This is a genomic window from Mycoplasma sp. 246B (genome assembly GCF_054353935.1).
The window spans coordinates 183,400-197,215 of the sequence record NZ_JBTHHM010000002.1 but is presented as its reverse complement, the minus strand read 5'-3'; the positions used below and the strand labels follow the sequence as shown (position 1 = coordinate 197,215).

Annotated in this window: 10 protein-coding genes and 2 tRNA genes; 10 read left to right on the top strand and 2 right to left on the bottom strand. The window is 25.4% G+C overall.

Features of this window, described 5'->3' with window-relative positions; translation table 4 throughout:
• The first annotated feature begins 231 nt into the window (after positions 1-231).
• From ACXYRR_RS01850 to ACXYRR_RS01810, 9 genes are all read left to right on the top strand, one after another.
• Positions 232-2,181, top strand: coding sequence for a S8 family serine peptidase (locus ACXYRR_RS01850; protein ID WP_458597544.1), 1,950 nt, complete (start codon positions 232-234; stop codon positions 2,179-2,181).
• The gene (locus ACXYRR_RS01845; protein WP_458597543.1) at positions 2,182-2,982 is read left to right on the top strand and encodes a hypothetical protein; all 801 of its coding nucleotides are present in this window, start codon (positions 2,182-2,184) and stop codon (positions 2,980-2,982) included. It begins immediately after the preceding gene.
• Positions 2,983-3,768: a hypothetical protein gene (locus ACXYRR_RS01840; RefSeq protein WP_458597542.1), complete on the top strand. Its 786-nt coding sequence runs from the start codon at positions 2,983-2,985 to the stop codon at positions 3,766-3,768.
• 127 nt (positions 3,769-3,895) lie between these two features.
• Positions 3,896-4,213, top strand: coding sequence for a 4'-phosphopantetheinyl transferase superfamily protein (locus tag ACXYRR_RS01835; RefSeq protein ID WP_458597541.1), 318 nt, complete (start codon positions 3,896-3,898; stop codon positions 4,211-4,213).
• Positions 4,214-4,987: a lysophospholipid acyltransferase family protein gene (locus ACXYRR_RS01830; protein WP_435129286.1), complete on the top strand. Its 774-nt coding sequence runs from the start codon at positions 4,214-4,216 to the stop codon at positions 4,985-4,987.
• The gene (locus ACXYRR_RS01825) at positions 4,971-5,738 is read left to right on the top strand and encodes a segregation/condensation protein A (protein ID WP_458597540.1); all 768 of its coding nucleotides are present in this window, start codon (positions 4,971-4,973) and stop codon (positions 5,736-5,738) included. The genes ACXYRR_RS01830 and ACXYRR_RS01825 overlap by 17 nt, the downstream gene beginning before the upstream one ends.
• The gene (gene scpB / locus ACXYRR_RS01820; RefSeq protein ID WP_458597539.1) at positions 5,728-6,303 is read left to right on the top strand and encodes an SMC-Scp complex subunit ScpB; all 576 of its coding nucleotides are present in this window, start codon (positions 5,728-5,730) and stop codon (positions 6,301-6,303) included. The genes ACXYRR_RS01825 and scpB overlap by 11 nt, the downstream gene beginning before the upstream one ends.
• A 62-nt stretch (positions 6,304-6,365) precedes the next feature.
• Positions 6,366-11,024: a DUF4011 domain-containing protein gene (locus tag ACXYRR_RS01815; RefSeq protein WP_458597538.1), complete on the top strand. Its 4,659-nt coding sequence runs from the start codon at positions 6,366-6,368 to the stop codon at positions 11,022-11,024.
• Between the two features lie 351 nt (positions 11,025-11,375).
• Positions 11,376-12,443, top strand: a complete 1,068-nt coding sequence (locus ACXYRR_RS01810; RefSeq protein ID WP_458597537.1) for a hypothetical protein — start codon at positions 11,376-11,378, stop codon at positions 12,441-12,443.
• Positions 12,444-12,513: 70 nt separating this feature from the next.
• On the opposite strand, the gene ACXYRR_RS01805 is transcribed toward ACXYRR_RS01810, so the two are convergent.
• Together ACXYRR_RS01805 and ACXYRR_RS01800 are read right to left on the bottom strand one after the other, a co-directional pair.
• Positions 12,514-12,589: transfer RNA gene (locus ACXYRR_RS01805), tRNA-Lys, on the bottom strand.
• A gap of 7 nt (positions 12,590-12,596) precedes the next feature.
• A tRNA-Leu gene (locus ACXYRR_RS01800) sits at positions 12,597-12,682 on the bottom strand.
• A 186-nt stretch (positions 12,683-12,868) separates the two neighbouring features.
• Here ACXYRR_RS01800 and ACXYRR_RS01795 point away from each other — a divergent pair.
• Positions 12,869-13,795 (top strand): ROK family protein, encoded by a 927-nt coding sequence (locus ACXYRR_RS01795; protein ID WP_458597536.1) that lies wholly within the window; start codon positions 12,869-12,871, stop codon positions 13,793-13,795.
• Positions 13,796-13,816: the final 21 nt, after the last annotated feature.

Below are 13,816 nucleotides of genomic sequence, written 5' to 3'. Positions count from 1 at the left end.
AGCTGACCATTACTAATAAATTGATAGGTTTAAAAGTAAATGTATTCAAGACATTTTAATGAATTATAATTACTATTCAGTTTTCAAAGAACTATGCCTAAGGGGCATTTTTTTATTCAATTTACGAATATTTCTACAAAAATATGCTTTTATGTTAAAATAATGATAGAAATTATATTTAGAACATTATAAGTATATTGTTTTAATAATAAAAACTGAAAGGAATTGATAATGAAAAGATTTAGTAAATTAAAGATGTTATTATGAGCTTTACCTACGACTGCATTAGTTTTAGCATCTACAGTGATTTTTTCAGTTAAAGAAAAAGGAAAATCTGATATTAAATGATTTGAAAATTATCATAATAATAAATTTCAAGTGAGGAATTTTAGAATAAAGACAAGTTCTTCTGATCCGACTATAATTAATTCACTTAAAAATTTCGAGTTGAAAATTATTTTAAAACATGAATTTGACAAAAACAGCGAAAATGATTTGGAGGATTTGTTAAAAAACAAGAACCAAGATTTCATTGAAAAAATCAAAAAATCAAATCTAATTTTTAAAGATGTTAAAACTTCTTCGTTAGCACCGTTTGTTTGATTTTATTTTGAAAACGAAGAACAACGAAAAAATTTTGTTGAAAAAATACAAAAACTTGATTCAATATTAGGAATTGTTCTTTTTGATCAAAGTGTTGTACAACTAAGCAATAGTAATCAATATGATCCATATTATAAACTTTATAGAAAAATAAATAATAATAATGATTTGTTTATGGATTTTATTAAACAAAAAGAGCGAGAAAATCATAGAAGTTATATACCCACATCTAAAATTGGAATTTTAGAAGTTGGTGGAAAATTTGATGAAACTATGGATAATGACTTTTTAAACAGAGGTTATGAGGTTCTAATAACAAATAAAAATCTTGAATTAAACCATCATTCTCAAGAGGTTCCATTGATTGCAGCTGGTAGTCAGGGATTTGACAGATACGCTAAAATGTATTTTAGTAGTTTTAAAACTGATAAAGAATGAGAAGGCGCCCTTGAATGGTTTGTTAAAAATGGTGTAAAAGTTATAAATCATAGTTATGGATCGATTTATGATTTATTAGGTAGCGAATATAATGAAAATAACTTACTTTTGGATAGTATTTCAAGAAAATATGGAATTATAAATGTATTTGCATCCGGGAATGATAATGATAACCGTGACAAAGGAAATGAATGAATAAATTCAAAATCATTATCAATTAACAATATTGTAGTCGGAGCATTAGAATATGATTCATATCGTGGAATATCATCTGATAATATTGCCCGATATTCAAATTATCTATTATTTGATAAATATAAAAACTTAGCAAAACCTAATGTTGTTGCACCAGGTTATTTATATAAAAGAAAAATATTGGGTTATGGTGATAGTCAATATAATAAAATTGGTACAAGTTATGCAGCACCAATTATTTCAGGGTTGATATCTACATTATTAAGAGAGAAAAGTTTAATTAATAATGATAATTATAGAATTCAAGCAATTAAAGCAATTTTAGCTGTGGCATCTTGAATTCCGAATAATAATGATATAGCTTATAAAAGTAATGGGTACTCACTAAAATATGGAGCTGGTATTCCTAATTTTGAAAAGATGCTTAAAGCGTTTGATAATCTAACAATTGCTAATATTGATAAAAAAACAAACGGAACTGTGTTAGCAACAAAAGAATTTTATGCTTATAAAGGACAAAACATAAGAGTAGCTAGTTCGTGATTATTCAATGCTGGATTGCTTAAAAATAAAGAAAATAAACCAAGTTCGAATTTTAGTTGATATCTATATTTAATTCCATTTTTTGCAATCGGAACAGGAATTGCAGATTTAGTGTGAAGTGGTACACATAAAAACGACAGCCAACTTAAATTACATGAAACCCTAAAAAGACAAGAACAAAAATTATATTCTGATTATGATTTAATTTTAGAATATAAAGATAAAAATGGGAATTGAAAGCAAATTAAAAAAATAATTACAGAAGATTCAACAGATGAACTTATAATCCATAATGCAAATATATCAGGTTTATATCGAGCAAGGGTAGTAAAATATAAAGATTCATTATTTGAAAATTCTATTGATGATAATATTGCAATGACATATTTGGTATCTTGATAAATGAAAAGAACATTTAAAACTATATTAGCATCTTCTGTTTTATCAACTTCTTTAATAGCTTTGTCATGCTCTAGTAACAAAGTTTCTATAAATTACGACGATGAAAATATTGATTATCGTTTAAGATTTGCTGAATTACTTGATCTTTACCAAACCCAAACTAATATAAAAAGAAATCCATATGATTTTTTTATGTTAAAATGAGAATCTGGTGAAAATAATGGTGGGTATGGTGTTGAAACCTTATTAAAGAATAATTTCACAATATTTACAAGTTCCAATCAAGTTCGGAATGATTATTTAAGTAGGTTTTCACTAGATTTTTATAAGAAAATATACAATATGTTTTTAAGGTTAAATGAAAAAGAGAGGGATTTTAATATCAATAATTATTGAAAAATTAATCCTAATAATATGACACAAGAGCAAATAAATAAGTATAATGAACAAAAATTCGAAGAACAATATTTATATAATCAAAAAATAGATGAATTTTTTAAGACAAAAAACTTGGTTCTTTCTACATCTTGACATGCTCGCTATCGTATTGACTATTCCCAAATAGATTACTTGATATATAATCCTAGAAGTAATCCTGATGAAATCTCGTTTATTAAAGTACATACTGGACAATTGCAACCTGCGAGGTATTACCAACCTGCAAGTGGAGGTGCATCATTTATGGATTCTGCTGTAATAAATAAAAATATTAAAATTAATCCGATTGTAAATGATCACTTAACTAAGCAAGAAGTTATAGATCTCTTTGAATTTCTTGAAAAAAAATATGAGGTAAAATAAATGAAGCATCATAAGTGATTGATATTATTTGTTTCTGTATCAATGATTGCACCTATTTTAATTGCTTGCTCAAATGTTGAAACAAAAAAACCGACGGAAAATAAAGCAGAGATTAATGCCACAAATGAATTTAATAATTTACTCGAGTGATATCAAAAGCAAAATAAAATAGTATCTAACCAAGACCGCTTTGGTAAGTATTGAAGTTATCTTTGAAACAAAGATAAGATACCTTTATTTAAGCAGCCATACCTTATTATTGAGACACTAGATGACCTAAAGAAAAAAATACTTAATAAATTTGATCGTAAATTATTTGTGGAACTATATAATAGTAAAAAATATAGTTTAGATTTTGATATTCGAAAATTAGATGAAAAAGATATTCTTGAACTTAATTTACAAAAATTTTCTAATATTTTTTTAAATAACCAAAACCTTGAAACTTTCTTTAAAGAAAATAATTTACTTATAGCTCAATATTGACTCGATCCAAACGATAAAAACAAATACAATCAAAAATATCTTATACCAGATCCTACACACCAATCAGATACTCATTTAATATTTGATGTAGTTAGTCCAAATGACTTATATTATGTGGAAGATTTTTGGTTATATCAAAGTTCACCACAATATGAAAAAGACTTTTTATACAAAGATGTAAAATTAACTGTAATTACTTTTAATAAAGGAAAAAAGATTTTTATAGATGAAAATTTAACAAAAACTCAAACTAAAAATATTTACAAAACACTTTTAACAAAATATGGTGATCGAGTATAAAATATACACAACAATATTAATATTGTTGTGTTTTAATAACAAAACACATAAATTTAAAAGCAAAAAATATTAAAATTAGCTTATTTTTATACACTAAAAAACCTAATTTTATAATATAATTTAAGATATGAATAAATTGAAAATAGGTGTTGATATAACACATATTTCCAGGTTTGTAAACAAAAGTAATTCTTTTATTGATAGGTTGCTTTCTGCAGATGAATTAGTTAAATTTGATAAACTTAAACAAAAACAAAAGCAATTATTTTTAGCACGAAGTTGAGCAATAAAGGAAGCTATTTTTAAAGCAGATAATCAATATTATAAATTTAAAGAAATTGATATAAAAAAAATAAACAATAGATGAATCTTTAAAGATTTTATTATTACAATTTCGCATGAAAAAGATATATTGGTTGCTTTTGTAATTAATATGGGGGAATAAATGAAATTTACAATAGATACTAGAATTAAGTTTCTTGCTACATGTTTAGCATGATTGCGTCGTTGATTGAAACTTGGTTCAATGCTGCGTAAGTATAAAAAAACACCTGAATTAGTTTCTCGTGAACAACGCTATAAGTTTATTCTAAAAATTGCTAAGAAATTAATTAAAATTTATAATATTGATTTGGCTATTGAAGGCATTGAAAATATTCCAAATAATGGTGGAATTATTTTAACCCCTAACCATAAATCATATATTGATGCCTTAGTTTTGATTGCTGCATTAGAACAAACAAATCAAGAATTTATTGATAAGCCTCGTGTCCCTACATTTATTGGTAAAGAAGGATTGAAAAAAAGTAAAACTATTTATAAATCAATGCAACTACTTGATTCATTTTTTATAGATAACAAAAATATCCGCGATAGTCTTCGTACATTAGATGAATTTACTGATTTTGTCAAAAATCAAAAAACTTTTGGAATTGTCTTTCCGGAAGGAACCCGCATTAAAGAAGAGAAATTAGGTGATTTTAAATCAGGTATCTATAAAATGGCTAATAATACATATATGGATGTGATTCCTGTTGCTATCTCAAATACATTAGATGCTTTTAGTCTCAAACGTCATGGCAGAATCAAAGTTACAGTTTCATTTTTAACTACTTTAAAAGCTAAAACTAATATTACTAAGGAACCAGCAATAATTGCAACTAAAGCAAAAGATATGATTGCTGCAAAGTTAGGATATACTGATGAAATTAAAAAATAAAAATCTTAACTATTCTTATGAGCATAATTTCAAATTAGCTGATTTTGATGGACCACTTGATTTGTTGTTAGAGTTAATTAAAGCGAAGAAAATAAGCATCATGGAAGTTAATTTAATCGAATTAGCAACTCAATATATTCAAATCATTAATCATTTAAAAGAAGCAGAAATTGATATTGCTGGCGATTATTTAGTAATGGCTACAACCTTAATCAACCTAAAAGCAAAGATGATCCTACAAGGTCCTGATGAAGTGGATGAAGAAATAGAACAAGAAAAGAAATTGTTTATTCAAGATTTAGTTGAATATGAGCAGTTTCGTCAGGTTCGTGAAGCTTTAAAAACATTTCAAAGTCAGCGCGCTGATATTTATATTAAAAAAGCAAGTAATATTGATGAATACATTCAAGACAGTGATTCAGCAAAACTTGATGGACATTCAAATCCGATAAAATTAATTAATGTTCTGCGTAAGATGTTTGAAAGAGTTTATGCACAGCATTTGAGACAAACCAAACTTGAAAAGTTTAATTTAACACCATCCGATCAATTTCCGTTTATTAAGAATTTATTAAGACAACACCAAACCTTAACTTTTGAAATGGTATTTAATCAACCATCCTTGAATCACTTTGTTATTACCTTAATTGCAGTTTTAGATTTAGCAAGACAACAGTATTTACTAATCAAACAAGATAATCAATTTGATGCAATTTCAATAACCAGAGGAGAAAAATTCAATGAAGAATAAAATATTAGAGGCACTTTTATATATTCAAGGTGATGATGGACTTACTTTAGAACAAGTTAAAGAAATATTTAACTTAAATACCTTACACGAAGCAAAAAAAGTAATGGCAGATTTTCATAAGGATTTCAACTCTGAAGATCGTGGTTTAAAAGTTGTAGTATTCAATGAAATATATAAATTAGCTACCCGTGAAAGTGTTAAAGAATATATAACTAAGATGGTATCAGTTGTGCGTCCACATCGTTTATCAAATGCTGCTATTGAAGTAGCAGGAATTGTAGCTTATAAACAACCAATAACCCGCAGTCAAATTAACAAAGTGCGAGGAACCGGTTCTGATCAGGTAATTAATACTTTATTAGTTAAAGGTGTGATTGAAGAGGTTGGTATTTCACCTACTCCTGGTAGACCAATATTATATGGGATAACAAATAAATTCTATGATCACTTTAAAATTTCTACTTTACGTGATTTACCAAAACTAGATGATTTCAATTATGTTGATGGTGTTGAAAATGAGGCAAATGATTTTGATTTATTTACCAGCCAAAGAGAGGATAAATAACCTATCACTTAGATAGGTTATTTTCTATTTCGCAAAAAAAAAAAAAAACTATAATAATATTTATGAAAAATCAAACTAATATTGATGTTAATCTTAGGAAATGAAAACAAAAATTATTGGATTTATCGAACAGAAATAACGCAATAACTTTTAAAGTTGATCCACTAGGTGAAAGCACAAATTTTAAAACTAAAAATAAACAACAAATTCAAATTATTAATCCGACCTTTCAAGAAATTTTATCCATTTTTCAAAACACAGAAAATAAAGTATTCAAAATAAAAACAATTGACGAATCTTCACAAATACAATATAACACTAAGTCGAATATTTTTTATACAAATTCAGAAACCGAAGAAATTGATGCAAGATTAAAAAACATTTATAAAAAAGTCGAAACCTTTAAAAACGAATATTCTATTGATATTCTTTATTTTACTATTGGGTTATTAAAATGATATGAAGATTCAAACTCTGATGTATTCCATTATTCACCGCTTTTATTTATTCCAATTACATTAAAAAAACAAGAAAATATCTTAAAGATTGAATTTACAGACACAAGTAATGTAATAATAAATGAATCACTTTTATTAAAATTGAAAGAAGATTTTGGTATCTTTGTGGAGTGAAATCTTGATGAGAATTTAGATTTATATACCCAATACCAAGAACTCAGTTCTAAAATATTGAATTCATATCCTAACGATACAAGATGAAAAATTATTGATTATTGCTATATTTCTACATTTGATTTCACTAAGATTGTTATATATGAAGATATCCAAAAGAATAGTCAAAAAATTATTGAAAGCAATTTCTACAAAGGATTTCAAGGTAAAGGAGATTTAAGTAATTATGATATTAGTTCCATTAATTCTGACAACATTAATTCACATATTGATGTTAATACAGAATATCGTGGACTAGATGCAGATTCATCTCAAGAAATAGCAATTCAAAATGCTATTAAAGGTAAATCATTTGTTTTACAAGGACCTCCTGGGACGGGAAAATCACAAACAATTACTAACATTATTACTGAGTTAATTGCAAGAAATAAAAAAGTACTATTTGTAGCAGAAAAGAATACAGCATTGCAGGTTGTATTTAATAATCTTAAAAAAATAGGTTTAGAAAAATATGTAGTTGCAATTCACGATGGCGATCTTGATAAAAGGAAAATACTTAATGATATAATAACATCGATAGAAGATTCAAAATTTTATGAATTAGATAGTGAAAAAACTGATGCATTATTAGCAAAACATAATAATAGCAAAGACATTTTAGATGCATATGGTGAAATACTTATTAAAAAAAGAAAACCACAAAACTTAAATTTATATGAATATATTTCTGAATATTATAAGTTAGAAAACTATCCTGATATAGAATTTTATACAGGAAATTTCTCAGAATTGTCACTTAATGAACATGAGAATATTCTTGAAAAAATAGATAGTTTTTATAAAGCATATAAAGAATTAAATTTTGATATGCAAGCATCGGTATGATATGGTTTAAATATAAATCAAAAAAACCAACAAATATATCAGTCATTAAAAGAGAGTATTTGAAACCTTATTAATAATTTTGCTAATATTAATGAATATTTTAATAATATTTTATTAAAACCTTCAAATATTTTTATTAACAATTTTCAAAAAATATTTATGCAACTTAATTTATATACAAAATATAACATTCAATTATATAAATTTGCAAACTATGCAGAATTTATACAAATTAATGATAATTTAAAAACCATATTTAATAAGAAAAGTGAAAATAACAAGTTATTAGATGAATTTATTGAGCATTTTGTTGATGTTAATGTAATACAACAAATTAAGATACAAGAAATTAATAGTAAAATACCTAGCATAGAAAACTCATGAACTAGAATATTTTCATCAGCATGAAAATACGCTAAAAAATTACTTAAAAAGTCATCGTTTAAAGTTTTATCTAAGCAAGATAAAGGGATTTCAAATTTATACAAAAAGGTTGCACAATATTTAAAAAATAATTTAGATATAAAAGAAATTTGAAATAAGTTAGGTGTATCTGTTATAGATGATGTTGACAAACTAAATGAATTAATTGATGTCTTTGATAAAATTATTGAATTTAATGATACAGAAAGTAATGGTTATATTTCTTTTTTGACTAACCTATCATATATTAATCAGATGATTAATGATTTTGAAAAATTTTATTCAAATTGGAACCTCTTTATCTCATTTTTTGATAAAAAACAAATTGATTATGCAAATTATGATTACCAACAATTAATATCAAAAATACAAACATTACAAAAAAATTTTTATGATACATTGGAACCATATATTGAATTAAATTGAGCTATAAGTGAACTTAAATATATAAACTTAGATTCATTTGTAAATGCAATTATTAATAACAAAATAACAAATTATTTTCAAGAAATTTATTTACGCAAAAATTATCAAATATTGATTCAAAGTATATTATGAAATGAAGTAAAAACAAATCAAGCACAATTTCTATCTACACACCTTGATATATTACGTGAAAAAGAAATCGAATGTCTTTCATTTTCAAAGCAAAAAGTTAAACAAAAAAATGATGAATATTTAAGTTATAAACTCAGTTTATCTAGAAATAACCCTGAATATAGAATAATTAAAGCAGAAAGTCAAAAGAAGAGAAATTTTTTACCTTTTAAGAAAATCTTTGAAAAAGCATATAACTTTATATTAGATGTAAAACCCTGTTTATTATTATCACCCTTAATGGTATCAAATTTATTTAAAGATATTGATTTTGAATTTGATACAGTGATTTTTGATGAAGCTTCTCAAATAAAACCTGAAAAAGCAATTTGTTCACTTTTTCGTGCTAAACAAGCTATAATAGTTGGTGATCAAGAACAAATGCCTGCTTCCGACTTCTTTGAAAAACAACTCATATCCGAAACTTATATTGATGAAGAAAGTGAAGATATTTCATCTGGTTACGACTCGTTACTTGATTTTGTTGCTTCTAGATATGATTCGATAAGACTAAAATGACATTACCGTTCAAAATTCGAAGAACTAATTCATACATCAAATCAAATGATTTATAGAGATTTAATAACCTTTCCTAACTCAAGAAACCCTAAAAAATTTGAGGGATTAAACTTTATTTATGCAGAAAATGATACTTTTAATAAAAAAGAAGATATTTTTGTATTAATTGAAGAAACTAAAAAACTTCTTAAAGATATTATTGAAACTCATAGAGATAAGTATTCTGTAGGTATTGTTGTATTTAATGTTAATATCTTAGATAAAGTTGAAAGAGAAATTGAAAAATTTAGAGAAAGCAATCCTGAATTAGCTTATTTCTTTGAAAAAAATAAAGATGAACCATTTTTTGTTAAAAGCATTGATGGAGTTCAAGGAGATGAAAGAGATATTGTTATCTTCATAATTGAAGCAAAAAGAATTTCAAAGGATCGTTTTGGAACAAGTTTTGGTGCAATAAATCGAAGTAATTCAGGTTATAAACGTTTAAATGTTGCAATAACTCGTTCTAAAATTGGAATGCATATAATTTCTAATTTCACAAGTTCGCAAATAGACTGATTCCGTAGTGAAAGTCGTGGGATAAAAATCTTAGAGCAATTTATTAAAAATGCAGAATTTGGTATTTCTAATCTAAGTGATAACGATAGTAATAATGGTGATGTAAGTATACATTTTGATTCTGGTTTTGAAAAACAAGTATATGATAAACTAATAATGCAAGGCTTGATGGTTCGCACCCAAGTCGGAGTTTCAGGGTATCGAATTGATTTAGGAATTGTAAATCCTAAAACAAACAAGTTTATTTTAGGTATAGAATGTGATGGGGCTTTATATCATTCTTCTAAATCAACTCGTGATAGAGATCGCTTAAGGCAACAAGTCTTAGAAACACGTGGTTGGATAATCCATCGCATCTGGTCTACTGATTGATTTAATAATCCGGATCGTGAAGTTCAAAAAATATTAAATAAATTAAAAGAATTAGAAATGTCAAAAACAAATCAATCGCAACAAGAAACAGGTATACCTAAAATAGCAAATAATGTCCATCAAGAATCATTAGTAAATACATATTTAAAAGAAAATAAAATTCCTAATGTTGAAATTTTTGAAAAATATTGACCAATACAAAAAAGTGCAAGACACTATAAAGTAGAATTTAATTTACATTCTAGCTTGAGAAATAAATTAAAATGTAAGGAAATATTGCTAAAAATTTTTGAAAAATCAGGAGCATTAACATTCAATAAATTCCTTGCCTTCGTAAAAATTTTATTAGAAGAAAATTCTACAACAAATAAAGTAAAGGATTTTGCTCAGTCTATAATAAATAGATATAATTTGATTTTAGATTCTGATGAATTTGTTTATCCTGATTCAGAAAATTTTAAATTCATCTTTAGACAATCAGATGAAGATGATGAACGCAGACCGATAAATGAAATTCATAATAGTGAACTTCAACATTTAATTTTGACACTATTTAAATATGCTAATGTGTTTGATTTTAAAGGTATTAGCACTGAAATTCTTTCACGAACTAACAATAAAGCATTAACTGTGAACACTAAAAATAAAATAAAATCAGTAATCGATAAAATGATTGATAACCAACTACTTGAAGAAATATCGAATGAGCATTATAAACTGGTAAAAGCAAATTAACTTGCTTTTATTTATACAACTTTTTAAAACTATTATAATTTTATTATGTTGAAAAGACATTTATGAATCATTTTGTTTTTTTATCCAATTATAGTGTTTTTAATGCTATATAATATCATATTAAAACAAATACAAATATATAATAACAGTTATGAATTAATTATTTTAATAATTTATGCTCTAAGTAGTATCATTTATCTTTTAGCACTATATAATAGTGCTAAAAGGAATATTTTATCGTTTATATACTTTATTATTTATTTTGTTATTAATTGTATTTTCCATTTAATTTATAAAAATTATATTAACTTATTTACTACTTTAATAACTTTTATTATTCTAACTTTATCAATGTTAAAACAATTAATAAGATGGAATAAAACTAATAAAGGAAATAAATTTATATATTATCGGTTAAATATTATTTCTATTTTATTTTTAATAATTTTATTTATTCTTATTTTTAATTTAACTTATTTTTTAGGTTTTTGACTTAAAGATACTTTAAAAAATTACTTTTTTACCTATGATACAGCATCGAAAGTAATTTTTAGTATATCAGAAAGCATTTATATTGTCTTTATTTTGATGTTAATTTTTGGAATCAGATTTTCATATATATTAACATTTTTATCTAGTATTTTTGCAATTATTTTTTATTCTTTAAAAATAGTAGATATATCAAAAATACTTTTAATTTTAATATATCAAATTATTTATTTATATTTATTTTTTATCAGTAAAAACAAGCAACTTTCAATAGCATTTATCGGTATGGGGGCTTCAGGAAAATCAACTTTAATAGCAAAATTAGATGATTTTTGAATTCCTAATAATTTTAAAATTCTAAATGATCGCAGTAAAATAATAAAACCATATAATGAATGTTTAAAAGATTTAAAAGATAATGCTTTTAAATATCAATGAACTTTTTTTACTGATCGACTTAGACAACAGCAGATGATGCAAAAATATGATTGTTCTGTAATTGATCGACATTTAATTGAAGAACTTATTGCTCATAATGTGCTTGAAAAAATGCAGTTTTTTAACCAAAAACAAAAATTTTTATGATACATATGGTATAAACCACTGATGAATTTTATTCTAAATTCACAACCCAAAACAACTTTAGCTTTTATTATTCTTAAAAATCCAGAATTTATTAAAAATAACCGTTTGAATGTTATTAATAGTAAAGATATACAGCAAAGTCAAAAAAGACAAAACGAACTAATAAATACTGAATTTATGAACTTAATAAATAAAAATTATTTAGATCAGCAAAAGGTTGGTAGACTTTTAAAACGTCTTTTAAAACATATTAAATATTCATATATATTCATTGATGAACAATGATTTGAAAGTATACCTAAAATTAAAAAAATAATATTATCGCATCTAAATAAATATGTTTAAGTCTAGAATATAGGTTTAGACATATTTTTGTATAAAAAAAGACCAAAGGCCTTTGGTCAATTACTTGAAATGGTACGTCCTAGAGGATTCGAACCTCTGACCCAATGGTTAAAAGCCATTTGCTCTACCTGCTGAGCTAAGGACGCACAATCCTGGTGCCCAAGACTGGACTTGAACCAGCACGGTCTTGCGACCGAGGGATTTTAAGTCCCTTGCGTCTACCATTCCGCCACCTGGGCAATTCGTTAATTGCTTATAAATTATAGCACAAAAGAATAATAACATAATTTTTATTTTATTTATTTTTCTTATGAACACTATTAATTTACAATGCAGTTTTTCACATATTTTTAAGCAAATAAAGAATTTTATGATATTTAAAAGAAACTTTTAAATATCTAAAATAAATGAAGTAAAATTAAAATATGAAAGAACATTTACAAAATTCTGAATATGCTGCTGTTGATATTGGCGGAACCAATACTCGCTTTGCTGTATTTGATAAATATGGAAACATTATCAAAAAGAGCAAAACACAAACTGATTATCTATCAGCAGAAAAAACTTGTGATTGAATAATCGAACAAATCAAAAAATATGAAATTAAATATCTTGCTTTATGCATTCCGGGACCATCTGATTATCAAAATGGTATTGTTTTAAAGAGTCCTAACTTAGCAGGTAGTTGAGTAAATTTTGATGTAAGAAGTTATCTTATGCAAACACGCACACTTTCTGATATTGTTTTTGAAAATGATGCAAATGTTATGGCCTTAGCAAATCATGTAAAAGCAAACGGATTTAATTCAGATAAAATAAGTCAATTTTTTACTATCAGTACAGGTTTTGGTGCAGGACTGATTATAGATAATAAAATTTATCATGGACGTGATTATTATGCACAAGAAATTGCCCAACTACCTGCAAGCAAAATCGGTTTTTATCAAGAACATCGTCTTAAAAATCCTTATGCATTAGAGTTACATTGTTCAGGTAGTGGTATTGAAACCAAGGCAAAAGCATTATTAATAGCAAATTCAGCAAAAGAGGTGTTTGAATTAGCTAAAAATAACGATGCTAAAGCCATGAATTTAATTAAAGAAGCGTCTGATGTATTAACTAATATTTTTGCTACTTGTGCTGCTTTGTTGGCTCCACATGATTTTTATGTTGGTGGAAGTTTAGCACTTGCTCAAAAAGATTTTGTAACAGATGCATTTGAAAAAGCAAAATTAATTAGTGATCCTAATCATTTTAAAGATGTCAAACTTATCTTTGATCAACACGGTGATGATTCTGCATTAATCGGTCTATATTATTTAACTAAAATGCGAAATAATATGGATAATTAATCAAAACAATCACATCTGCTT